Origin of the sequence: Fibrisoma montanum, assembly GCF_003583365.1 — a bacterium.
Taxonomy (GTDB): domain Bacteria; phylum Bacteroidota; class Bacteroidia; order Cytophagales; family Spirosomataceae; genus Fibrisoma; species Fibrisoma montanum.
Genome location: NZ_QXED01000007.1, coordinates 119,320 through 142,723, shown reverse-complemented (window position 1 = coordinate 142,723; position 23,404 = coordinate 119,320). Strand labels below are relative to the sequence as shown.

Annotated in this window: 19 protein-coding genes; 6 read left to right on the top strand and 13 right to left on the bottom strand. The window is 55.9% G+C overall.

All coding sequences use genetic code 11. From position 1 onward, the window contains the following. Window positions 1-80 precede the first annotated feature (80 nt). The 5 genes from yidC (at window position 81) to DYU11_RS23100 (ending at window position 6,863) form a co-directional block, all read left to right on the top strand. On the top strand, window positions 81-1,991 hold the full coding sequence (gene yidC, locus DYU11_RS23120; RefSeq protein WP_119670104.1) for a membrane protein insertase YidC: 1,911 nt from the start codon (window positions 81-83) through the stop codon (window positions 1,989-1,991). Between the two features lie 236 nt (window positions 1,992-2,227). Further along, the gene (locus DYU11_RS23115; protein WP_119670103.1) at window positions 2,228-4,006 is read left to right on the top strand and encodes a tetratricopeptide repeat protein; all 1,779 of its coding nucleotides are present in this window, start codon (window positions 2,228-2,230) and stop codon (window positions 4,004-4,006) included. 100 nt (window positions 4,007-4,106) lie between these two features. Beyond that, window positions 4,107-5,393 carry a glutamate-1-semialdehyde 2,1-aminomutase gene (gene hemL, locus DYU11_RS23110; protein WP_119670102.1) on the top strand — a complete coding sequence of 429 codons (1,287 nt, stop codon included), beginning with the start codon at window positions 4,107-4,109 and terminating at the stop codon, window positions 5,391-5,393. Between the two features lie 22 nt (window positions 5,394-5,415). After that, window positions 5,416-6,429: a glycosyltransferase family 2 protein gene (locus DYU11_RS23105; protein WP_119670101.1), complete on the top strand. Its 1,014-nt coding sequence runs from the start codon at window positions 5,416-5,418 to the stop codon at window positions 6,427-6,429. A 53-nt stretch (window positions 6,430-6,482) separates the two neighbouring features. Further along, window positions 6,483-6,863 carry a hypothetical protein gene (locus tag DYU11_RS23100; RefSeq protein ID WP_229365987.1) on the top strand — a complete coding sequence of 127 codons (381 nt, stop codon included), beginning with the start codon at window positions 6,483-6,485 and terminating at the stop codon, window positions 6,861-6,863. Window positions 6,864-6,930: 67 nt separating this feature from the next. Here DYU11_RS23100 and DYU11_RS33510 read toward each other — a convergent pair whose 3' ends face one another. Further along, window positions 6,931-7,083: a hypothetical protein gene (locus DYU11_RS33510; protein ID WP_199736770.1), complete on the bottom strand. Its 153-nt coding sequence runs from the start codon at window positions 7,081-7,083 to the stop codon at window positions 6,931-6,933. A gap of 91 nt (window positions 7,084-7,174) precedes the next feature. Then, complete coding sequence (locus tag DYU11_RS23095) at window positions 7,175-7,495, bottom strand: heavy metal-binding domain-containing protein (protein WP_119670099.1); 321 nt, start codon at window positions 7,493-7,495, stop codon at window positions 7,175-7,177. A 362-nt stretch (window positions 7,496-7,857) separates the two neighbouring features. Between DYU11_RS23095 and DYU11_RS23090 the strand changes: the two genes are divergently transcribed. Beyond that, window positions 7,858-8,370 carry a lipocalin-like domain-containing protein gene (locus DYU11_RS23090; RefSeq protein ID WP_119670098.1) on the top strand — a complete coding sequence of 171 codons (513 nt, stop codon included), beginning with the start codon at window positions 7,858-7,860 and terminating at the stop codon, window positions 8,368-8,370. An 83-nt stretch (window positions 8,371-8,453) separates the two neighbouring features. Here the strand turns inward: DYU11_RS23090 and DYU11_RS23085 are convergent, their stop codons facing one another. The 11 genes from DYU11_RS23085 to DYU11_RS23035 all read right to left on the bottom strand — a co-directional run bounded on the left by DYU11_RS23085 (window position 8,454) and on the right by DYU11_RS23035 (window position 23,263). Then, a complete protein-coding gene (locus DYU11_RS23085) occupies window positions 8,454-9,146 on the bottom strand; it encodes a uracil-DNA glycosylase family protein (RefSeq protein WP_119670097.1) in 693 nt (230 codons plus the stop codon). A 230-nt stretch (window positions 9,147-9,376) separates the two neighbouring features. Continuing rightward, window positions 9,377-10,063, bottom strand: a complete 687-nt coding sequence (locus DYU11_RS23080; RefSeq protein ID WP_147368018.1) for a toxin-antitoxin system YwqK family antitoxin — start codon at window positions 10,061-10,063, stop codon at window positions 9,377-9,379. An 80-nt stretch (window positions 10,064-10,143) separates the two neighbouring features. Continuing rightward, window positions 10,144-11,094 (bottom strand): serine hydrolase, encoded by a 951-nt coding sequence (locus tag DYU11_RS23075; protein WP_229365986.1) that lies wholly within the window; start codon window positions 11,092-11,094, stop codon window positions 10,144-10,146. 62 nt (window positions 11,095-11,156) lie between these two features. Further along, window positions 11,157-12,260, bottom strand: a complete 1,104-nt coding sequence (locus DYU11_RS23070) for a vWA domain-containing protein (protein WP_119670095.1) — start codon at window positions 12,258-12,260, stop codon at window positions 11,157-11,159. Between the two features lie 69 nt (window positions 12,261-12,329). Further along, window positions 12,330-12,908 (bottom strand): Uma2 family endonuclease, encoded by a 579-nt coding sequence (locus DYU11_RS23065; protein WP_119670094.1) that lies wholly within the window; start codon window positions 12,906-12,908, stop codon window positions 12,330-12,332. Window positions 12,909-12,986: 78 nt separating this feature from the next. Next, a complete protein-coding gene (locus DYU11_RS23060) occupies window positions 12,987-13,925 on the bottom strand; it encodes an aspartate carbamoyltransferase catalytic subunit (protein WP_119670093.1) in 939 nt (312 codons plus the stop codon). Window positions 13,926-14,004: 79 nt separating this feature from the next. Then, entirely contained in the window at window positions 14,005-15,543 is a 1,539-nt protein-coding gene (locus DYU11_RS23055) for an alpha-amylase family glycosyl hydrolase (protein ID WP_119670092.1), read from the bottom strand. Window positions 15,544-15,788: 245 nt separating this feature from the next. After that, complete coding sequence (locus DYU11_RS23050; RefSeq protein ID WP_119670091.1) at window positions 15,789-17,354, bottom strand: alpha-amylase family glycosyl hydrolase; 1,566 nt, start codon at window positions 17,352-17,354, stop codon at window positions 15,789-15,791. Between the two features lie 73 nt (window positions 17,355-17,427). Further along, window positions 17,428-18,483 carry a SusE domain-containing protein gene (locus tag DYU11_RS23045; protein ID WP_119670090.1) on the bottom strand — a complete coding sequence of 352 codons (1,056 nt, stop codon included), beginning with the start codon at window positions 18,481-18,483 and terminating at the stop codon, window positions 17,428-17,430. Between the two features lie 88 nt (window positions 18,484-18,571). Beyond that, a complete protein-coding gene (locus DYU11_RS23040) occupies window positions 18,572-20,149 on the bottom strand; it encodes a RagB/SusD family nutrient uptake outer membrane protein (RefSeq protein ID WP_119670089.1) in 1,578 nt (525 codons plus the stop codon). 78 nt (window positions 20,150-20,227) lie between these two features. Next, the gene (locus DYU11_RS23035; RefSeq protein WP_119670088.1) at window positions 20,228-23,263 is read right to left on the bottom strand and encodes a SusC/RagA family TonB-linked outer membrane protein; all 3,036 of its coding nucleotides are present in this window, start codon (window positions 23,261-23,263) and stop codon (window positions 20,228-20,230) included. Window positions 23,264-23,404: the final 141 nt, after the last annotated feature.

The following is a 23,404-nucleotide window of genomic DNA, read 5'->3' as shown; positions in this document are numbered from 1 at the left end:
TCTTTGTCTCTGGCGACGTCTGGTTATCCAGCTTGCCGCAGAAAACCGTAAACTGAAACCGGATACCGAAAACCAAACAAATGGATCGTAATCAATTAATTGGCATTGTCCTGATTCTGGCGATGCTCGTCGGGTATCAACTTCTGGTGCCGAAACCGGAGCCGGAAAAGGCCCCGACGCAACAAACGCAGCCGGCAAAACCAACGGCAACGACGGGCAATGCGGCCGCGACGGCCAAGGCAGGGACAACACAATCGACACCCGATTCGTCGGCCCTGCGCGCCCGCTTCGGCGATTTTGCCCAGGCCGCCGTTGGGCAGGAGCGTGACTTTGTTGTCGAGAATAAGGACATGCGCGTTACCTTCAGTACGAAAGGTGGCCGGGTGAAACAGGTAGTACTAAAGAATTATAAAACCTACGACCAGAAACCACTGGTGCTGATTGACCCTCAGAGCAGCCAGACGGTCCTCGAACTTCCCACCAATCGGGGCCTGGTCGATTTGCATAGCCTTTATTACCAGACTACGGCGCAGGGGGGCACTGTAAATGGCCAGGGGCAGCCGATCAGTTTCCGGGTTGAGGTGGCACCGGGTCAGGCCGTGGAGCAGGTCTATACCGTACCGGCCGAAGGCTACGTAATTAACTATAGTCTGCGGATGAACGGTCTGGACAATTCCGTTGGTCGGGGCGACATCCGGTTCCTCTGGCAGGATAAGATGCGGCAGTATGAAAACGACCTGTCGAACAACCGCCGGGCGGCCACCATCGATTATTTTACGCAGGACGAAACCTTTGACAAGCTTCGCGAGAGCGAGAGCAGCGAGGAAACTACGCTTGAAGAGCCCGTTAAGTGGTTTGCCATCAAGCACAAATATTTCCTGTCGGCGTTCGTAGCCGAAAACAGCCCGTTGCAGAAGCCTACGTTCAAAGCGCTGGTCGATCCCGCCGATTCGAACACGGTGAAGACGGCCATTGCCGACGTACAGATTCCGCTGGCTGATGTCCGGAGCGGCAAAGGGCAGTACAAATTCTTTTTTGGCCCGAACGATTTTCAGCTGCTGGGCGACGTAGCGCCGGAATTTGACCAGAACGTGTACCTGGGCTATTCCATTCTGAAGCCGATCAACAAGTATTTCTTCGTGCCGGTGTTCAACCTGCTCGAAAAGGTTGTGTCGAACTACGGTCTGCTGATCATCCTGCTCGTGGTGTTCGTGAAGACGGTGCTGACTCCGCTGACGTACCGCTCGTACGTGAGTATGGCCAAGATGCGGGTACTGCAACCCGAACTGAACGAAATCCGGGAGAAGGTCGGCGACGATATGACCAAAATGCAGTCGGAGCAGATGAAACTCTACCAGCAGGTAGGTGTGAGTCCGCTGAGCGGTTGTATTCCGGTACTGGCTACCATGCCGATCCTGTTCGCGCTGTTCATGCTGTTTCCGAACCTGATCGAACTGCGGCAGAAGCCTTTCCTCTGGGCCGATGACCTCTCGACCTATGATGCGTTCATTCAATTCCCGTTTACGATTCCGTTCGTAGGTAGCCACCTGAGCTTGTTTACGGTGCTGATGACGGCTTCGTCCATTGCTTATGCCTGGTATAACAACCAGACAACACCCACGCAGCCGGGCCCGGTGAACATGAAGGCGCTGAGCTACATCTTCCCGCTGATGTTCATGTTCGTGTTGAATTCATACCCGGCCGGTCTGACGTTCTACTACTTCGTGTCGAACATTGTGACGATCACGCAGCAGCAACTGATTCGGCGGTTTGTGGATGAGGACAAGATCAAAGCGGTGCTGGACGAAAATCGCCGGAAGAACGCAACCGGCGAAGGCAAAAAGCCCGGCGGTTTCCAGGCAATGCTGCAACGGCAGCTCCAGGCCGCCGAAGAAGCCCGCAAACAGGCCGAAGAGGCAAAGCGTGGACGGAACAACGGTAGTGGTAACGGTACGTCCGGAACCGGTCAACGGCCAAAGCAAAAAAAATAAACCGAAGCCACTACAAGGTCTGACGGTCCGTCAGACCGATAATGCTTGTGACCGCTACGCCGTATAACGGACCGCCTGACCGGCGTACGCACAGTTGTCAGACGAGCCCACCGGTGGTGTTTGTAGCTGCGGTCAGACCTTCCGGCGGCAGTCTTAACGAGCCGTAGGTCTGATGCTCGCTTAACAAAAGCAACGCTACAGCGTTGCTTTTGTGCATTAAACCCGAGATTTGGAAAATGAACGATAGACTTTATTGGCTCAGCTTATTAGTCGTTGGCTTGCTGGGCCTGTCGGTAGCGAATGCGCAGGTACCGGCCGATCTGGAACGCCGGTACAAAGCCGCCGTTAAACTAGTGCAGACGGCAAACTATGAGCGGGCGAAAATGGAATTCAACGCCATCATTCAGCGGGGAGGGAGCCTGTCGCCGTATGCGCATTATTACTACGCCCTGGCGGCCTTCAAGCAGAAGAATTTTTCGCAGGCCCGGGTCATGCTCCGGCAGCTGATGGACCGTTTTCCCGACTGGCGGAAAATGGATGATGCCCGGTATCTGTTCGCGGCTGTCGGCATGGAAATGGGACAGTATGAAGATGCGCTGACGGCCATTGAACAGATCGGTGATCCTGCGCTGCGCCCCGAAATCGACCGGCTGGAACGTTTCTTTCTGTACCGGATCCAGGATTTGAGTCGGCTGAAACTCATGCAGAAGGAGTTTCCGGATAACCGCAACCTCGGGCTGGCGTTGATCGATCTGATTCAACGGTCGTCGAGCGACAAAGATGATCTGGAGTTATCGGACCGGCTGACGAACCGCTTTGGTTTGCCGACGAATCTACCCGACCGGCCAGGCACTACGACAGCGTCAACGCAAACAGCACCTGCTCCAGGAACTACCACTTCAGGAGCTAACACCGGTCGGCCTGCCTCCGCCACCAGCGTAACGGCGCGGCCCGACCGCAGCCGTCCCAAAGGATATTACAACGTAGCGGTTCTGTTTCCGTTTCGACTGGATGAATTCGAGGCTCAGAAACGAATCCGCTCCAATCAGTACGTGTACGATCTGTACAACGGCATCAAGATGGCGAAGGAGAAGCTCAAGGAAGAGGGCATTATCGTCAACTTGTTTGCCTATGACGTTGAGAATGATCCCGAACGTACCCAAACGCTCATCAACAGCCCGGCTTTTGCGCAGACGGACCTGATCATCGGACCGCTCTACGCCGAGCCGAACCGAATTGCGTTGTCGTTTGCGGGGCAGAATAACGTATTGCTGGTCAACCCAATTGCTACCAGCTCGGATTTGGTGACGGGTCAGCCGATGGCGTATCTGGCGCAGCCGTCGGTGAATCGGCAGGCCGAAAAAGCCGTTGAATTTGTGCGGGGCCTCTCGATCATTCGGCGGCCGGCAATCTACTATGGAACCTCCCGGAAAGATTCGCTGCTGGCCGCGGCTTACGTAGCTGAGCTACGGAAACAGGGCGTTCAGCCGCTGGAGTTGAAAAAACTAACCGGAACAGCCCAGGCCATGGCCGATGCCATGCAAATCTCGGAAATCAATAAACCGGGGCATATTTTTCTGGCAAGCAGCAACGATGATGACGGGACCCGGTTGCTGGACGCACTGGGGCGACGGCGGGTGAGTGTGCCGGTTATGGCCACATCCAGCGCCTTTGATTTCTATAAAAATTCGATCTCTACGTTCACCCGTCGGGAACTGTACCTGCTGTTTCCCGACTACGTGGATCAGACCCGGCCGGTGGTTACCGATTTTCAGGAGCAATACCTGGCCCAGCGAAAGATTATTCCCTCGATTTTCGCCAGTCAGGGCTACGACCTGATGCTGTTCTTCGGACGGCAGATGGCCCGAAATGGCACGATCTTCCGCAACCGGTCAGCGTTGCGCTCCGACACCGACGATTACATCCTGTCGGGCTTCGATTATACCAGAAGTAATGAAAACCAGGTCGTTCCCATCGTAAAGTGGGACGGAGGACGGTTTGTAAAAGTTAATTGAGTGATTGAAGTATTGACGGACAGAACGAGTAAGCGCCGTACAGGTCAGTCCGTCAACAACTCAATCATTGCACCGGTAAGCCGGTCAATCATTCAGGGCTATGACAACAAGCGAACAGTTATTTGAACAGGCTAAACAGGTAATTCCGGGTGGGGTCAACTCGCCGGTACGGGCATTTCGGGCGGTGGGGGGCACTCCGCTGTTTATCAAATCAGCCAAAGGACCGTATATCTACGACGAAGATGGCAAACAGTACATCGAACTCATCAACTCGTGGGGGCCGATGATTCTGGGCCATGCCTTTGAACCAGTCGAGGAAGCGGTTCGGGAGGCTATTCAACATTCTTTTTCGTTCGGAGCCCCGACCCGCAAGGAGGTTGAGATGGCCGAACTGATTATTGACATGGTGCCCTCGGTGGAGAAAGTCCGGATGGTGAATTCGGGTACTGAAGCGACCATGGCCGCTATTCGGGTGGCGCGGGGCTTCACCGGGCGCGATAAAATCATCAAGTTTGAAGGGTGTTACCACGGCCACGGCGACTCGTTTCTGATCGCGGCCGGTAGTGGAGCTGTTACGATGGGTACCCCCGACAGCCCGGGGGTGACAAAGGCGACGGCGCTCGATACGCTGACCGCTCCCTACAATAACCTGCAGGCTGTCGAGATGCTCATCGACAACAACGCCAATCAGATTGCCGCCATCATTCTGGAGCCGGTGGTGGGCAACATGGGCTGCGTATTGCCGGAGCCCGGTTTCCTCGAAGGCATCCGGACCCTCTGCGACCAGCACGGTATCATCCTGATCTTCGACGAAGTAATGACCGGGTTCCGACTGGCTAAAGGCGGAGCCCAGGAGCGTTATGGGGTTACCCCCGATCTGACCACAATGGGAAAGATTATCGGCGGGGGTATGCCGGTGGGCGCCTATGGCGGCCGCGCTGATATTATGAACATCGTATCGCCGGCCGGACCGGTTTATCAGGCCGGTACGTTGTCGGGAAACCCGATTGCCATGTCGGCGGGCCTGGCCATGCTGCGTCATCTCAACGAGCACCCGGAGGTTTATACCCGCCTGGATGGCATTGGCGGCAGACTGGCCGACGGGTTCAGGGCGGGCCTGGTGAAGGCAGGGCTGAACTACACCATCAACCAGATTGGGTCGATGTTCACCTTGTTCATGACCGATCGCTCCGTGTCGAACTTTGTGGATGCCAAGTCGTGCGATCTGCCGTTGTTCGGGCGGTATTTTCACGCTATGCTGAAGCGGGGCGTGTACCTGGCACCGTCGCAGTTTGAGAGCCTGTTTGTGTCGGTAGCGCTGACTGACGATCTGATTGAGCAGGTGATCCAGGCGAATGAGGAGAGTTTAATGGAAGCCTGTCAATAGAACCGCATCTGCAGCGTTACCCGTGTCCTATCAATTCTCGATCATCATCCCTGTCTACAATCGTCCCGACGAACTGGCCGAACTCCTCGAAAGCCTCACGGCGCAGACGTACACCCGGTTCGAGGTGCTGGTGATTGAAGACGGCTCTACGGTAAAAGCCGATGCGGTTGCGGCTGCCTACCAGGATCGGTTGACCATCCGGTATTTTTTCAAACCAAATTCCGGGCAGGGGTTCGCCCGGAATTATGGCTTTGAACGGGCGCAGGGAGACTATTTCGTTATTTTCGACTCCGACGCGCTCGTGCCACCGCAGTATTTCGAGGCCGTTAATAACCGGCTGGCAACCGACTGGCTCGATGCCTATGGCGGACCGGATGCCGCTCACCCGAACTTTTCGCCCATTCAGAAGGCAATCAGCTATTCCATGACGTCGCCGTTTACGACCGGTGGCATCCGGGGCAGTAAAAAAAACCTGGGGGGGACGTACCACCCCCGCAGTTTCAACATGGGTCTGTCGCGGAAGGTGTGGGAAACGATTGGCGGGTATCGCATCAGCCGGATGGGAGAGGATATTGAGTTTGCTATCCGCATCATCGAAAACGGCTTCAAAACGGGCCTGATTCCCGACGCGTTCATCTATCACAAGCGCCGGACATCGTTCAGACAGTTCTTTCGGCAACTCCGCTTTTTTGGCCGGGCACGCATCAATATCTCCCGGTTCTACCCGGGGGAGCTGAAACTGGTGCACACGTTTCCGGCGCTGTTCACGCTGTTTGTCGCTGCTGTTCCTGTCTGGGCGCTGATCAGTCTCCCGGTATTCTGGTTGTCAACGGGTCTGCTGGCGTTATTTTCAGTCCTGATCCTGATCGATGCCACCCGCAAAGAAGGCAGTATAAACGTAGGGTTGCTGAGCGTACAGGCCGCTTTTGTGCAGTTGATCGGCTACGGCGTGGGGTTCATCAGCGAAGGCTGGAAACGACTGCGTGAGCCGAAGGATTTTCGCGAGACGGGTTCGACCCTTGAGTATCCATCGTAGCAATGTTAAGAAATTGTTAAGCGAATGTTAACAAATCAAATTACGTTAACGTTATGGATTTAATTCCTCGAAGCAACAGCGATAGTATGGCTAATTACGCTAAACCACCGGGCCGTAAATTAATAAAACGGATGAGCACCCGCACCAAATGGCTTTTGCTGGCGCCATTTAGTTTGATCCTGATTGGCGCCGGGCTTTGCGTATTTAGTGAAGCGGGGTACGCCAAACAAACAGGGCAACCGTTTCGGCATTGGTTTTTGTGGGGTACCTACAGCCTGATTCTGATTAACGGCGGGCTGTCGCTGTTTGGTCAGGCGGTGCGGTACCGGGTGCAGCTCGATTACCGCCGGTTCGTGCGTCGGCAACTCAAAAAGCAGGAGCGCCAGCTGCTGCCCAGAAAACGAAAAACCCCACCGGGTAAGGGTGGGGTATAACGATCAGTGGCCCGTTTGCGGTGGCTTCAGTACGCAGCCGTTCTGCAAACCAGCCGACGTCTATTCCTTACGCTTTTTTCTCAGCGAATGAGGCTTTGATGGCTTCTACGTCGACGTTTTTGACGACGGGCTTGCTCAGCAACTGCTTAATACGCTGCGTTGCGTTATTCGCACGGGCGCGGTTTTTGCGACCCTTCCGTTTTAGTTCCGATACTCCCATATCCGTTTGATGCTAACAATTTTCTGATTGAAGGCGCAAAATTACGATTATTTACGACAGGATTATAGCGCTGACCTGTTTTTTTATAGCCTTATTCCATCACCACCGCCGTGCCGTTGCAACTGACCATAAGCATGGTTCCGTTGCCCCCAATGGTTTCATAGTCGAGGTCAACGCCAATCACGGCGTTGGCGCCAAGGCGTTGCGCCTGATCGATCATTTCTTTGATGGCGATACTCTTGGCTTCGCGCAGTCCCTGTTCGTAAGCGCCGGACCGCCCGCCGACTACATCCCGAATGCCGGCGAAAAAATCTTTAACCAGATTGGCCCCGATAATGGCTTCGCCGTTGACCAGGCCAATGTACTTGGCAATACGTTTTCCTTCAACGTTTTGAGTCGTAGTTACGAGCATAGTTTCTAGTTCTTCGCAAACCTGTCGTGTTCAATGGTGTCAGAGTAACACAATGGCTTCGCAAAGAACGGAGAGTTTTTCTTATTCCCAAAGGCGTAGTTGTCCAGCAAGGCTGCGTTTGAGCCACCGGAACACGTAAAATACCCCGGTTGCGACGCTTTCAGACCCCATCCAATCAACCTGCAGGAAACAGGTAGCCGGAATGGGCTGGGTTTATGTATGATCGTTTATCAATTCAAAACACATATCCAACAGTTCAGCAAGCGGTTCTTACTGTTCGTACAGCGGAGGCCGGGCCATTCCTGACCCGGCCTCTACTTTTGTGCTGTATCTCATCATTCACAATTTCTTCAGTACGAACAATGAAACTAATGAACCCTGCCCGTCTGCTGACCTGGGCTCTTGTGATGGCAATGCCACTTTGGTTTGCAAGCTGTAAAAATGACAATGGCGGCCCTGATCCGGTGAAGCCGAACTCGGTGGAAGGGAGCTGGAAAATCTCCGGCATGAAGCTTTCCGATGGAAGAAACACCGAAGATTACCTGGAACTGATCAAGGATTTTCCGGGTGGTGCCGAACTCGTTGCCTGCCTGACCGACATCAAGATTACGTTTAACGGCAACGGCAAGATTTCGGGTACTACGTCGCCCAAGTGCCAGTCGGAGGATGCCGACGATTTTAACCCGGCCGCTAACAACGCCAGATGGTCGGTAAATGGCAGCAAGATCACCGTTACGGACGACGACGGCCCCGAAACCTACGATCTGAGCGTAGACGGTAACACGATGAAGTGGAGTTCACCGATTGAAGAAGACCTCGACGGCGATGGCACAATCGAGAAACTGACGATGACAATCGAGTTCAGAAAAGCCTGATACTGCTTCCGAACAGGATCACCCCAACCCCTGACGGATCAGGGAAACGCAGGAACAGCCTCATCGTGAGGCTGTTTTTGTTTTCAGGCCAGGCAGTCGGCCAGCGTAGTAATGTAGCGGTCAATGTAGGCCGGTGTTTCCTTACTGCGGTACTGTAAAATGTACCGCGGATGATCGAGCGTTACGATCCGGCTAAAAAAGCCCTGCTGGTCATTAAGCCGACGCAGGTACGTTTCGTTTTTGCGACCCAGACAAACAGCCACGTGCCGGGCTGCCCCAAACGTTAGCTGCGTGCGTACGGTTTCGGTAATGGCGGGCCACAGGGTTTCGGTCGTCTGGCGGTCGTCGTAGAAGTTGTAGTTAGTTGGCCCGCCGTTGCGGCCGTTCCTGACCAGAGCCAGCGGAAACAGCGACGTCAGAAAAAACTGCCGGTAAAAGGCATCGGCTCCCCCAAACGCGTCGATGATCTGGTAAATAAACCGGCTCGACAGCTCGGGTGTGGGTGGCAGGCTGTTCGGTATGCCACAGTATCGGTCGAGGTTCTGGGGCGTGGTGAAGGAAATACCCGTAACGCCGGCGCCAAACCGGCCGGGATTTATTCCCAGTACGTAGACTCGCGGGGTGGTGTCGCTGTAGAACCTGGTGAAGAACTCTCGTACAATACGTTGCACTTCCGGTTCCCGGTACGGATTCAGGACGCCAACGCCCGGAGACAGGCTGGCTGGAGCTTCCAGCGACGAGTAATACGGAATGGCCCGGTCGGCAAAGGTTGTCATCGGCTTTATTAGTAATCACGCACGCTGTAGACCGGTGCAGCGCTCTGGATGGTAAATGGTCCGATTGGATACTGAACTGCCACAGGCTGTCCCTGGTAGTATGCTGAACCGTTCGAGCAGATACCGACTCCTATGTGTGCTTTTTCGGGTAGCCTGACCAAGGCCCGGCAACGCCAGAAGCAGGCCAAGGAATAGGAGCGAATAGTTTATCAGCTTAGCCATTTTAATCGTTATCGCACGATCATTTGACGTACAGCGACGCCATGCAAAGTTATTGGCTCCAGGGTATAGATACACGTAACGGACTGTCCCTGATAAACGGCGGGTACCCACTCAACCTCGTTTAAGGCAAGCTGGACCGCCCCCCGCGATAACGTAGTGAATTCTTTATCCTGAACCGAAGGTATAATGCGGTAGTGGGCACCGCTGGGCGAAACGGTGGCTGCAATCCGAAAAGAGACTTCCATCGTGCCCGCTTTCATCAGATTGAAGGGGAGTCTGGATTCGCGCACCAGAATGCCTTCCACTTGCTGGCTGCTGGCCAGATAAAGGGGCGGTTGCTCAAGCTCAACCGCTGTCAGAGAATCTGCTTGTTGGATCAGCCCGGCGGAACTCAGATTTTTGCGGGCGTTGACCATAACTTTTTGGGTGGTGTAATCATACACGAGTTCTTCCTTACCGTTTGCGAAGAACTTCCATTGGCCAACCCGCTGGTTGTTCTCGTACTGGCCTTCTTCGAGCAGTACGTTGCCTTCCCGAAAGTATTTCTTGTAAGGCCCCGACCGAACAGCTTTGTTATCGGCCAGTACGCTGTATTCTTCTGTCAGATAGCGACTTTTCTCTTTAACTGTTTTCAGTGACTGAGCAAACCCCGGCGCAGCCAGAAGAAGAATGGTAAGTAGCAAGACGTGTTTCACAACGAAGAAGTTGGAGGGTTGAGATTACTACAATGCTACAAATTTTTGGGTGTAGTAAGAAACAATAAGCGCTAAAAAAGTTACCCTTTATATTGATTGTAACACATCAGCGCAATCTCACTGATAATCCGCTCTGCCTCAGCCGTTGGTACGCCCTGCACCAGTACCGAGAGCACAAAGGGCTGCGACGCGTAGATAATACCCACATCGCCCCGGACGTAACTGAGGATGCCGGTTTTGTGTGCTACGGCCACGGTTTTCGGTAACAGCCGGGGAATGGTCTGCCGATCTTCGTTCTGTCGGAGAATATCGAGCATCTGGTCGCAGAGGGCGGGTGTCGCCAGCTGATGGTGGTACATTCGTTTCAGCAGGTGGTTCATCTCCCGGGCTGTCACGTAGTTCTCGCGGCCCTGCCGAGCCGCCACCGTATCCATCATCACCCGGTTGAGTTGGGTTGCCGACAGGCCCAGCGACCGAATCCGCTGATTGATGGCGTTCTGGCTCAGTTCGTTGATCAGGATGTTCGTCGCCGTATTATCGCTGTGAATCATCATGAGCCGGATGAGGTCGCGGTAGGCAATGCGGCTGCGGTGTGAATACGTTTTCAGAACGCCGTCACCACCTGTTTTTTCGGAGTCGGTCAGGATGTGAATTTCGTCGGGGTCGAGTTGCCCGGCCTTGATCCGCTCCATGGCTTCGATGAGTATGGGCAGCTTGATGAGACTAGCCGATGGAACGCGTTCGTCGGCGTGGTGATAAAAAGAGGGTGTACTGTCGGCCAGCGATTCGACGGCCAGGCTGACGCGGGCCTTGGTTGACAGTCGGTTCAGGTATGCGGTCAGCGAATCGGAGAGGGGTTGGCCGGTTGTTTGGGTTACCATGACAACGAGTAAAAACAACGTAGCAAACAGTGCCTTGATCCTGAGAACGTTGGTACGTTGGAGCGGAGTAGGCCGATGGGTCGGGTGCTTGAACCCGCACGCATCAGTTTCTCGAAACTGACGCCAGATCGGCCGGCGGTTGGGATTCAAAAACAAAGTCGGAACTACCGCCCCGACTCTGTCTTGTATCGATACGTGTCTGTTCCTCACGCTTATTTAATATTTTTCCGGCGGTTGCGCTGGAAATCCTCGAACATCATGTTGCCTAAACCCTGCAGGCCGCTGTAGTACGCCCGGCCGTTGTTCACCTTTGTGAACTCCTGCACAAACTGCTTCAGGTACGGATCGCTGGCAATCATGAACGTCGTAATCGGAATCTCCAGCCGGCGGCATTGCGCGGCCAGCGTCAGCGTTTTGCTAACCACCTTACGGTCGAGCCCGAAGCTGTTCTTATAGTACTTGATCCCTTCTTTCAGGCAGGTCGGCTTGCCGTCGGTGATCATGAAAATCTGCTTGTTCTTGTTCTTCCGCCGACGCAGCAAGTCCATCGCCAGTTCCAGACCTGCCACCGTGTTGGTGTGGTACGGCCCAACTTCCAGATACGGCAGGTCTTTGGCCTGAATCTGCCAGGCATCGTTGCCGAACACGACAATGTCCAGGGTATCTTTCGGGTACTTAAGCTTGACGAGTTCCACCAGCGCCAGGGCCACCTTCTTGGCGGGCGTAATGCGGTCTTCGCCGTACAGGATCATCGAGTGGCTGATGTCGATCATCAACACCGTCGAGGTCTGGGTTTTCTGCTCTTTTTCGGTTACTTCCAGATCGCGTTCCATGAGCGTGAATTCCTCGACGCCACTGTTGATCTGGGCGTTCCGGATGGATTCGGTCATGGAAATCTGTTCGAGCGTATCGCCAAACTGGTACGTCCGCAGGTCGCTGCTCAGTTCGTCGCCGGTGCCGGTATAGGGCGTATTGTGGTTACCGCCCGACTTCGACCGTTTGAGTTTGCCAAAGATCTCTTCCAGCGCCGACCGCCGGATCGTCTGCTCGCTTTTGGGCGTCATCACGATGCGGCCTTCCTCGTTATCCTCGGTCAGGTAGCCTTTCTCCTTGAGTTCGTCGAAGAAATTGCCCATGCCGTACTTGTCGTCGGTGAGGCCGTATTGCCGGTCGAGCTGGTTCATCCATGCCATCGCCTGCTCCACGTCGCCGGACGTCAGCAGGAGCAATTGCTGGAAGATGTTGAGCAGTTGGTCGAACTTGCTGCCTTCCTTCTGCTCGGGGGGTATGAATTCGGAAAATTGAAAGCCTTTCATGGAGTATGTCGTAAACGGGTCGATACGTAGCTAACAGTACGGTTTGCGGATTTGTTCGCCTTGACAGCTCTACAGATTTACCTGCATGGTTAAGTCCGGCAGCACATCTTCGCCGGAGAGCGTAACAATGGCTCCTTCTTTGATTTCGATAGAGCCGTTCTGTCGATAGATGAACACCTGTTTGCCGATGCGGTCGATCAGCCAGCCTAACCGGCAGCCGTTATCCCGGTATTCTTCCATCTTATCTTTCAGGGCTTTCAGCTCGTCGCTGCTTGAACGGATTTCAACCACGAAGTCGGGGCAAAGCGGAGCAAATTTCTGACGGTCCTGTTCAGACAAGGCATCCCACCGATCTTTGGTGACCCACGCTACGTCAGGCGAGCGAACCGCCGAATTGGGTAGTTTAAAGCCAGTGGATGAATCAAAGGCATACCCAAGATTAGTACGGCGATTCCAAAAGCCAATCTCAACCGATAATTCGAAACTATAACGTCCTGTTTCCGTTCCGGTGGGGGGCACAAGAATGATGTTTCCGTTGGCATCCCGCTCCAGTTTCGTCGTTTCGTTTGCCTGACACAACTCGAAGAAGAAATCGTCGTCAAATTCCCGGTACCGGGGCGGGTGCAACGTGCGAAGTTCCAGATCCATAGCCAATCCTGCGTTTTACCAAATATAACGAAAATCCGGGTGTATTTGAAGAGAGCTTGTCTGGATGTGGGGTATTACCTACAACTGCGCCAGCAGGTACAGCACCGCCATCCGTACCGCTACGCCGTTCTCGACCTGATCCAGAATGATGGAATGGGTTGAATCGGCCGCGTCGGACGTTAGCTCGACCCCGCGGTTGATCGGGCCGGGGTGCATCAGGACGATGGGGCGGTCGAGGTCGTCGAGCATCTGCTTGGAGATACCGTAGTACAGCGAGTACTCGCGCAGGGAGGGGAAGTATTTAATCTGCTGCCGTTCGAGCTGGATGCGCAGCACGTTCGCTACGTCGCACCAGGCCAGGGCTTCGCGGACGTTGTGACCAACCTTGACGCCCAGGGAGTTGATGTACTTGGGAATGAGCGTCGTTGGACCGCAGACCATCACTTCAGCGCCCTGTTTCTGCAGGCAGAAGATGTTCGACAGAGCCACCCGTGAGTGGGTAATATCGCCGATGATCGCTACCCGCTTGCCCGCTACGTCGCCGAGTTTTTCCCGGATCGAAAACGAGTCCAGCAGCGCCTGGGTGGGGTGCTCGTGGGTACCGTCGCCGGCATTCACGACGTTCGCTTTGATCCGGCTCGACAGGTAGTGCGGGGCCCCGGGACTGCTGTGCCGCATCACCACCATGTCGACTTTCATGGCCAGGATGTTGTTGACCGTATCGAGCAGGGTTTCGCCTTTTTTTACCGAACTACCCGACGCCGAAAAGTTAACTACGTCGGCGGAAAGACGCTTTTCGGCCAGTTCGAACGACAGGCGGGTGCGGGTCGAGTTTTCGAAAAAAACGTTGGCGATGGTGATGTCGCGGAGTGACGGCACCTTCTTGATCGGTCGGTTAATGACGTCTTTGAACTCTTTCGCTGTATCCAGAATGAGCTGAATATCAGCTTCGGTCAGGTCTTTTATACCCAGCAAATGGCGGACACTGAGGGCGGTTTGACGGGTCGATTGGGCCATAGAAGCGAGTCGGACAAAATTGGGCAAAGATAATGCGACGACTCGCTGTTTCCACCAGCGGACAAATTAATTGAAGCAATTAGTCCAGCACAACGCAGCCGTAGGCCGGCACGGTTACGCGATCATCGGCGAGTTCTGCCCCCTGAACGGTCTCAAAAACAAGCTGTTGCACCCACCGTTCGCCGGGTGAAAAAACAGCCTCAACCGGGTGTCCCGTCAGGTTGTGGATGATCAGGACCCGGCGACTGCCCGACGACCGGCTAAACGCGACCACCTGCGGCTGACGAATGCCGGTCAGCGTCAGGCGACTCAGGTTATCGTTCAACACCGGATGACTGTTCCGGAACTGAATCAGGCGCCTGTAGCGGTTGTACAGCGAACTTGGGTCGGCCTGCTGCAGGGCCAGCGGCCGGACCGTCCGGCTGCTGGTGTATTTGCCCCGGCGCCAGCGGGTACGTTGCCGGTCTTTGTCGCGGGTGTTCCACAGGAACGGTTCGCGGATGTATTCGTCGGGCTTCAGGCCGAGCATGCCAATTTCTTCGCCGTAGTACAGGTAGGGCAGGCCGGGCAGGGTCAGCAGGAGCGAAGCCGCCACCTTCAGGTGGTTCAGGTTGCCTTTCAGCAAACTGCCAATACGGTCCTGGTCATGATTGGAGAGAATCAGGGCGTCGATGAACGCAGGGTTGACCTTTTCGTAGGCACTGTGGGACGCATGAAGCAGCGTCAGAATAGCTTCTGTGTCGGATTCCTCGCGAACAATTTCCTCGATAGCCAGCCGCAGGTCAAAATTGAAGTTGGCTTTCAGGCCCCGGAAATAGGGCGCAATCCTGTCCGGCCGGGTCCAGACTTCCCCGACTGTATAAGCCCCGGGCTTTGCGCTCTCTACCACCTGGCCAAACTCTTCCCAGAACGCGTGGTTTTTGGGTTCTTCGGCTTCCCGGTACAGGTGTCGGGCGGCATCGAGCCGGAAGCCGTCGATGCCTACGTCGTTGAGCCAGAACCGGACAATATCAAACACGGCCTCACGAACGGGCCGGTGGTCGAAATTCAGGTCGGGCATGCCGCTCCAGAACATACCGTAGTATTTCTCGGGCGAGGGGTCGCCGGGGGCTTTGTGCCAGGGGTTGCGCTCGGCCGAGTCGGCGGTGATGTCGCGGGTAGCCAGTCGACGGGCTTTAATTTCGGCGGGTGTGAGCCACTTGTAATAATGGCGGTACGGGTTGTCGGGACCTTTGGCCGCTTCCTGAAACCACCGGTGCCGGATGCTGGTATGGTGAATCACCAGATCCAGCACTACGGCTATGCCTCGCTTATGCGCTTCGGCCAGCAGCCGCTTGAAGTCGGCCATCGTGCCGTACTCCGGGTCAATGTCGTAGTAATCGGTAACGTCGTACTTGTGGTACGTCGGTGAGGGGTTGATGGGCATCAGCCAGATGGCTGACACCCCCAGGTCTTTGAGGTAGTCGAGGTTGTTCGTAACACCGTTGAGGTCACCGATGCCGTCGCCGTTGGAATCGGCGAACGAGCGCACAAAAATTTCATAGTGAACCCCCGACTTCCCGGTTTGAAACGGTCCAGCCGGGGCCTTGTCGGTAAATTTTGCTGATTCAGGCTGCATGGATGCGTTGTATTGTTGCGTCAACTCGGCAGGGGCCATTTGAGTTCACCAACTGGCTCAAGAGACCTGATTGGTGTGGCTCGGTAGCGCCGTAGGTGCGGCCTGTCAATAGAAGCAAGTGCATAAAACAAGTACCCCCGGGACGGCCTCATCGATGAGGCCGTCCCGAGGGGACCAGGGTATAGTCGTTGGCTTGTGCTGGTGCCAGACCATCAGGATTTGTACCTGAGCACAAACCGGCGTTGCTATTCGAGCACGGCGCAGCCGTAGGCCGGTACGCTCAGCGTTGACTTTCTGAGCGATGCCCCCGTCATGGTTTGGAAAACGACCCGACGGAAGGCCTGTTCGCCGGCTGTCAGGGCTACGTCCAGTGGTTTTCCGGTCAGGTTCTGCACCACCAGAACGGACTTGCCACCGGACTGGCGAACAAAAGCCACCACGCCCGGCTGCTGAATGCCGGTCTGCACCAGTTGGCTGAGGTTATCGTTCAGCACCGGATGACTGTTCCGGAACTTGATCAGGCGCTTGTAGTGATTGTAGAGCGACTGCGGATCGGCCTGCTGCCGGGCCAGTGGGGCTACAGTCGAGTCCGTCGAAAACCGCGGCTTCATCCAGCGTGTCCGCGCTTTGTCCTGGCTTTGCTCGGCCCACAGGAACGGCTCCCGAATGGTTTCGTCGGGTTTCCGGCCCTGCATACCCAGTTCTTCGCCGTAGTAAATGTACGGGTTGCCGGGCAGCGTCAGCAGGAGGGAGGCCGCTACCTTTTCATGATTCAGATTGCCCTTGAGCACGCTGCCGATGCGGTTCTGATCGTGGTTGGTCAGCATCGTGGCGTCGATGAACTGCGGATTGGTTTTGGCAAAAATAGCCCGGTTGCGCGCCAGCATAGCCACGACACCGATCGTGTCGGCTTCCTGAGCGGCAATCTTCTGTAAGGCAAAGCTGAGATCGAAGTTGAAAGTAGCGGTCAGCCCTTTGAAGTACGGAGCGATTTTTTCGGCCGTGGTCCAGACTTCGCCCACGGTGTAGACATCCGGTTTTACGGACGCCATCTCGCGGCCAAATTCCTGCCAGAACGCGTGGTTTTTTGGTTCCTCCTGATCAGGGTAGATGTGCCGGGCGGCATCGAGCCGGAAGCCGTCAACCCCTACTTCCGACAACCAGAATTTGCCGGCTTTGTAAATCTCCCGACGAAGGGCCGGCTCGTCGTAGTTGAGGTCGGGCATCCCGCGCCAGAACATACCGTAATACCTGGCCGGGTCGCTGGGGTTGGCTACGTGCCACGGACTGCGCTCACCGGAGTCGGCGGTGGCTTCGCGGGTGGCCAGGTTCAGGGAATCAATCTGGCGCTGGGTCATCCAGACGTACCAGTTGCGGTGAGCTGCCGTTGGGCTGGAGGCTGCCTCCGTGAACCACGGGTGCTGGTTGCTGCTGTGGTTAATGACAAAATCGATGATGACCTTGATGTTCCGCTTGTGGGCTTCGGCCAGCAGCCGCTTAAAGTCGGCCATCGTACCGTATTCCTTGTCGATGCCGTAGTAGTCGGTAACGTCGTACTTGTGGTACGTCGGCGAGGGGTTGATGGGCATCAGCCAGATGGCCGATACGCCCAGATCGTTCAGGTAATCGAGTCTGGACGTAACGCCGTTGAGATCACCGATGCCGTCGCCGTTGGAGTCGGCGAATGAACGCACAAAGATTTCGTAGTGAACGCCCGTACGCCCGGTACCGGCCGCCGACTGTTTGTTCACCTGGGCTGAAGCCCCTGCCGCCAGCAGGCACCACAACAGCAAAATTCGGGTACAAATCATAGGAGAAAAACATAAAACATCGGCATAGCGAAAGCCGGATGCCTTTTGCTATGCCGATGTCTGGTAAAGATAATTACTGCTTTTTGAGAGTATAGGTATAGGTGCCGGCCTGGCTCAGATCAAGCGTGATCAGGTATTTACCAGCCGCTGCAACTTTCATGTTTTGGCCGTCCAGCTCGAGCACACCATCGCCATCCGTGTCGCCGTAGTTAATGGTCCAGGCGTCGTTGGCGCGGAACTTGAACTCGTCGGCTTTCAGGTCGAGCGTAGCCTGCCACGTACCGGTGGCTGCGTCGTAGGTCAGGGGCGTACTGGCGTCCCAGCCCTTGGGCGTTGCCGCGCCGATGATGCCCCAGTTGGTTTTGGTCGCACTCCAGGTCAGTGCGTTCAGGTCCGCTTTGAGCAGGTAATAGCCCGCTTCGTTGACTTTCAGGTCAGACCCTTTGGCTTTGAGCTTACCGGCACCGGCATCGCCGTAGTCGTTATCCCAGTTGGGGGCGGGTGTGAACTTGAACGGTGATGCTTTCTGGAAATTGACGTACCCCTCGTATACGCCGTCACTTTTTACAGAAGCGATTTTAGGCGCTTTATCCGGTGCCCAGCCCTGGTAATCGCCCGGTACCCACAGCGATGGGTACTCAATTACCACCCGGTAGGGCGTACCGGTCACCGACGTAACGTTGGAAAAAACAGACGGCAGCGGACTGCCGGCCGGCCGGTCGGTGAAGGTGCCCAGATCGGATTTTACCCGGACGTCTACGGCGCTGGCCGTTCCCGGCGTCAGTCCCAGTTTGATGAGCGTTGCGTTCAGGTCGGCTACCGTCGGCGCGTATTTCAGGGCATTGCCTACCGATACGTTCACCGGCGTTTTGAAGTCATTGCCTTTCTTGTCGAACTGGAGCGTATAGCTCACAGCCGCATTCGGGAAACCGAACGAAGCCGCCGGCCAGGCGAAAGACAGGGCTTCTTTGGTGGCGTTTTCGCTGGTGAGCGTAACGGTCGTGGCGCTGGCCGTCAGGGCGATGTTACCTTCCGGCTGTAGAACCAGGCGATCCTCGTCTTTTTCGCAGGCACTCAGGGTCACCAGAGCCAGGCCTACGAGCACGGATTTCTGAAAAAATGATGTCATAAGGCGTTTATGTCGTGTGCTTTTTGAGCGGTTTGCTGCCTACCCGCTCAGGGCATGGCTGATGCCTGAGCGGGTAGGCAGAACCAGATTAATACCCTTCGTTCTGCGTAAGTGTCGGGTTCGCGATCCGGTCTGAAGCTGGAATCGGGAACAGGTTGCGGAAATTCTCAACCGCGCGGCCTTCCTTCACGCCCCCTTTCCAGGGCCACAGGTACGTAGCCGTCGTGAACCGGCCGTAGCGAATGAGGTCGGTTCGGCGGTGGCCTTCCCAATACAGTTCGCGGGCGCGTTCGGCCAGGATAAAGTCGGCGTTGATGGACGTAACGGGCGCGGCTTTGGCCCGCTGACGCAGGTCGTTGACGTATTTCAGGGCCGTCGGCAGATCACCGCCCGAACCACCGCGTACGACGGCTTCGGCGTACATCAGGTACACATCCGCCAGGCGGAAGAGCGGGAAATCCGTATCGGGGAACGTTTCGTCGACGCCAATTTTACCCGTTGACGTAATGTTCTTGTACTTGGTGATGGCGTAGCCGTCGGTGAACGTCGAGATGTCGTTGATCTCCAGGTTCTGGCCGTTGGTGAAGAACATCGCCCGGGTGTCGGACTTGCCCGTTGGGTCGGCAAACTGGTTCACCAGCCCTTTGGTAGCCCGCAGGCCGGCCCAGCCGCTGTTGATGCCGAAATCTCCCGGCTGCATCTTGTCGCCCCCCACGGCTGCGTGGATCAGGAACGTCATACCGCCGTAGGTTTTGGTGCGGGCTCCGTCGAACGTAACCGGCATGATGATCTCTTTCGAGTTCTGGTTATCGGCCAGAAACAGCTTGCTGTACTCCGAGTCCAGCGTGTAGGCGTTCGATTGAATCACCTTGTTGGTGTACGTAACGACGTCGTTCCAGCGGGCGGTACCGGTGTAGACCTGCGCGTTCAGGTACAACCGGGCCAGCAGCGTCCAGGCGGCTGCCTTATCGGCCCGGCCATATTCGGCCGCGCGGGGATTGGCCAGTTCCGTTTCAATGGCTTTCAGTTCACTCTCAATGTAGCTGAACAGCTCCGGACGGGTGGTCTGCTTCGGCAGGAACGAACCGACGGCATCGGCTTCGGTCACGAACGGTACGTTGCCGAACATGTCCAGGGCGTGGTAATAAGCCAGCGCTCGCAGGAAACGGGCTTCGGCACGGAACGTTTTCGCATCGGTAGCGGCCTGACCCGTGATACCCCGCTCAGCCAGTTTCGCATCCGTCGTTTCCCGGATGAACTCGTTGCTCAGGGAAATGAGGTAAAAAATCCGGTTGTACATGGCCGTCACGAATTCGTTGCCGGAGGTCCAGGTCATGTTGTGGTAGTCCTTCACCGACCCGTCGTTCCAGCCGATCACGGCTTCGTCGGTGGTCAGCTCCTGAGCCATCCAGTACTGGCGGAGGTAGTTGGAGAACCCTTCGTCGATGCCGCCGATGTCGGGCTTACCGGCCGGACCAGCCTGTCCGCTCACGGCCAGCACGGCGTAGAGTTTGGCCAGTACCTGTTTGTAATTAGCCGGGTCCTGGTAAACCGAGGCCGACGTTACGTCGAATTCCGGCTGACGATCCAAGTCATTGACGCAGGCCGTTACGGTAAGGGCCAGCGCCAGCGATCCGATTTTAGCGATTTGTTTTATGGCGTTCATTCGTTTACAATTCGTTTGAGGGTCGATCCGCGTCTCCGGAACCTCCGGCAACGCAAATCCGACGCTATGTGGCTGAGCTTAGAAACCTACGTTTACACCGAGTGAAAAAATGCGGGGCCGCGGATAGAAGTTGTTATCAACGCCACCGGCAATCTCCGGGTCCAGACCCGTGTACTTCGTGATCGTGAATACGTTCTGGGCCGTGGCCGACACCCGCAGGTTGGTCTTGTTACCCGCTACGCTGAACAGATTCCCGAAGTTGTAGCCCAAGTTAAAGTTGTCCATGCGCAGAAACGAGCCGTTTTCCAGGTAATAGTCCGAGAAGTACTGCGGACGGGTGAAGCCGGTTTCCAGCAGGTTCGGCGACCCGTTGGCCAGGAAGTTCAGCGAGTTCGTCAGGCTCTGGTACGTACCCAGCGACGACTTGACGTTGTTGTACACGTAGTTGCCCAGGTTGCTGCGCAGCACGAAGCCGGCCGTCAGGTTGCGGTAGGTCAGCTGCGTTGTGAAGCCCAGGAACACCTTCGGGTTGGCCGACTGGTACCGGTAGCGATCGTCGAGGGTAACCTTACCGTCGCCGTTGATGTCCTGATAGAGGCCCTCAACCGGTTTGCCGGTCTGGTCATACACCTGCTTCAGCACGTAGTACGAGTTGGTGGGGAAACCGACCGTCTGAATCTGGATGGTGTTACCCACCGCCCCGCCAATGCCACCCACCGGAATGCCCGGATCGTTCGGCGTCGGTACTTTCGTCAGGTTCGTGATCTTGTTCTCGTTGTAAGTTACGTTGAAGCCCAGGTCCAGGTTCAGGCCTTCGCGCTGAATCGGCGTACCGTTGATCGCAAACTCGATACCCTTGTTTTCCAGGTTACCGACGTTCGTCAGGATCTGGTTGGTCAGGTTTGAGCCGGCCGGCACCGGAATCACGCTCAACAGGTCTTTGGTCTTTTTCTGGTACACGTCGATGCTACCCGACAGGCGGCCGTTCAGGAAGGCGTAGTCGATACCGGCGTTGATGGCCGATGTTTCTTCCCATTTGATGTTGGCATCGTAGCCCTCAGCCCGCAGCGTGCGGTAAAAGGCATCGCCAAACTGGTACTGCGCCGTCGGGTCGCTGATGGTGTAGCGGGCCAGATACGGGTAGTCGCTCAGGGTAGACGGCAGATCCTGCTGACCCGTTACGCCGTATCCCGCCCGGAATTTCAGGGCCGACAGCGCCTTTACGTCTTTCAGGAACGACTCTTCCTTCACGTTCCAGGCAAACGCCAGCGACGGGAACGTACCCCAGCGGTTATCGGGGCTAAAGCGCGACGTCGCATCGCGACGGATGGTGGCCGTCAGCACGTAGCGGTCTTTGAACGTATAGTTGGCCCGGCCGAAGAACGCCAGCAGGGTGTACTGCGTCTTGAACGGAATGCCCGCCGGGGCGTATTCGTTGCCGTTGGCGAAGCGATCCGGATAGCTGGGCTGCTCACGAATGAAATCCTGGTACGAATACCCGGCCGTCAGGTCAACGCGGCTGGCGATGCTCTTCAGCTCTTTCGCGTAGTTCAGGTAGAACTCCAGGGTTTTGTTGTTCCGCTTCTGCGAGTAGATGTTATTGACTCCGCTGGCTTCAATCGACCCGCCCCGGTAGTACTGCGATGCCGCCGTAGCCGGAACGAAGATGGTCCCGTCGCTCGATGATACGTCGTAGCCGAGGTTCAGGTTAGCCCGCAACTCGGGCAGGAAGTGGAATTTGTAATCGAATACGGCGTTACCAAAGCTCCGCTTTACGGTGCTTTCGTCGAAGCGCTGCTCCAGCAGACCCAGCGGGTTGCGGGTAGCCTGGGTGTTCGGTCGCCCCGTTGCGGCATCCAGCCATTCGAAATAGCCACCGTACGCTTCGCGGTTGCTGTAGACCGGCTGGGTCGGGTCGAAGGCAATGGCGGCTCCGATAGCGCCCTGATCGGCAAAGCGGTTGTCGATGATTGATCCTTTCAGGTTGATATCAACCTTCAGGTGATTTTTGAAGAACGTAGGCGTCAGGCCAATGGCACCGGAATACCGCTTGAAGTTCGACGTTTTCAGCACCCCGTTCTGATCCAGAAAACCGGCCGATACGCGAAACGGTACGTTCTTGGTCGAACCTGTAACGCTCAGGTTGATATCCGGGCTGGTGGCGGTGCGGTAAATCTGCTCCTGCCAGTTGGTATTGGCCGTACCGAGCAGCGCTTTCTGCTCCGGCGTAGCCCCAATCTGGTTGGTAACAACGTCGCGGTACTGGTCGCCCGTCAGTACCGGCACCAGCTTCGAGTTGGTCGAAACCGAACCCAGGGCGCTCAGGTTTACGTGCAGCTGGTCGCCCTGCCGGCCTTTCTTGGTCGTGATCAGGATAACGCCGTTGGCGGCCCGGGCACCGTAGATAGCGGCTGCGGATGCATCTTTCAGCACCGTAAAGGTTTCAATATCCTGCGGGTTGATGAAGCTGAGCGGGTTCGACGCCCCGGAAATGCCGTTATTGTCAACCGGTACGCCGTCGATCACGTAGAGCGGATCGTTGCTGGCGTTCAGCGACGAGCCACCACGGATTCGGATCTGGCTGCCGCCACCCGGCTGACCGTTGGGGGGCGTAATCTGAACACCGGCGAGTTTACCCTGGATCAGCTGCTCAGGGTTGACGATGTTTCCCTTCTGAAAATCTTCGGTCGAGATCGACGCAATCGATCCGGTTACGTCCTGCCGGCGCTGCGACCCATACCCAACGATCACTACTTCCTGCAGCGACTTTGAATCGTCGAGCAGCGTAACGTCGAGGGTGGTGCGGTTACCCACCGCTATCTCCTGCGGGGTTTTACCGATAAAGCTGAACACCAGGGTAGCGGTAGGGGGTACGTTGGTGATGCGATACGTACCATCTACGTTTGACTGAGTCCCCCGAGTGGTGCCCTTCACCTGAACCGTTACACCGGGAAGGGGCGTACCGTCGGTTTCCTTCACGACGCCCGAAATGGTAACGTCCTGCGCCCAGGCTGTCAGGCTCAGGAACAGCGCGAACACAAAAGCAACGGCCTGCCGGGTGAACTGAAGATTCACTTTACCCGGTTGGGCTGCTTCTTGGGATAGTTTCTCCATGAGTTGGTTAGAAAATTGATTTTATCAGTAAGTTCAGTTGAATCCGACCGGTGTGTCAGTCAACTATTTCTGACAAAAGTACCAGGTTGCATAGTGCTGGTCGTCCCACTTTGCCTCCGGAGCCAATGAGGTCTTCAATTG

Excerpts from the sequence above, each read along its gene's own strand:
- yidC (WP_119670104.1), top strand. The coding sequence starts at position 81 with ATGGATCGTAATCAATTAATTGGCATTGTCCTGATTCTGGCGATGCTC.
- DYU11_RS23115 (WP_119670103.1), top strand. The coding sequence starts at position 2,228 with ATGAACGATAGACTTTATTGGCTCAGCTTATTAGTCGTTGGCTTGCTG.
- hemL (WP_119670102.1), top strand. The coding sequence starts at position 4,107 with ATGACAACAAGCGAACAGTTATTTGAACAGGCTAAACAGGTAATTCCG.
- DYU11_RS23100 (WP_229365987.1), top strand. The coding sequence starts at position 6,483 with ATGGATTTAATTCCTCGAAGCAACAGCGATAGTATGGCTAATTACGCT.
- DYU11_RS33510 (WP_199736770.1), bottom strand. The coding sequence starts at position 7,083 with ATGGGAGTATCGGAACTAAAACGGAAGGGTCGCAAAAACCGCGCCCGT.
- DYU11_RS23095 (WP_119670099.1), bottom strand. The coding sequence starts at position 7,495 with ATGCTCGTAACTACGACTCAAAACGTTGAAGGAAAACGTATTGCCAAG.
- DYU11_RS23090 (WP_119670098.1), top strand. The coding sequence starts at position 7,858 with ATGAAACTAATGAACCCTGCCCGTCTGCTGACCTGGGCTCTTGTGATG.
- DYU11_RS23085 (WP_119670097.1), bottom strand. The coding sequence starts at position 9,146 with ATGACAACCTTTGCCGACCGGGCCATTCCGTATTACTCGTCGCTGGAA.
- DYU11_RS23070 (WP_119670095.1), bottom strand. The coding sequence starts at position 12,260 with ATGAAAGGCTTTCAATTTTCCGAATTCATACCCCCCGAGCAGAAGGAA.
- DYU11_RS23065 (WP_119670094.1), bottom strand. The coding sequence starts at position 12,908 with ATGGATCTGGAACTTCGCACGTTGCACCCGCCCCGGTACCGGGAATTT.
- DYU11_RS23060 (WP_119670093.1), bottom strand. The coding sequence starts at position 13,925 with ATGGCCCAATCGACCCGTCAAACCGCCCTCAGTGTCCGCCATTTGCTG.
- DYU11_RS23055 (WP_119670092.1), bottom strand. The coding sequence starts at position 15,543 with ATGCAGCCTGAATCAGCAAAATTTACCGACAAGGCCCCGGCTGGACCG.
- DYU11_RS23050 (WP_119670091.1), bottom strand. The coding sequence starts at position 17,354 with ATGATTTGTACCCGAATTTTGCTGTTGTGGTGCCTGCTGGCGGCAGGG.
- DYU11_RS23045 (WP_119670090.1), bottom strand. The coding sequence starts at position 18,483 with ATGACATCATTTTTTCAGAAATCCGTGCTCGTAGGCCTGGCTCTGGTG.
- DYU11_RS23040 (WP_119670089.1), bottom strand. The coding sequence starts at position 20,149 with ATGAACGCCATAAAACAAATCGCTAAAATCGGATCGCTGGCGCTGGCC.
- DYU11_RS23035 (WP_119670088.1), bottom strand. The coding sequence starts at position 23,263 with ATGGAGAAACTATCCCAAGAAGCAGCCCAACCGGGTAAAGTGAATCTT.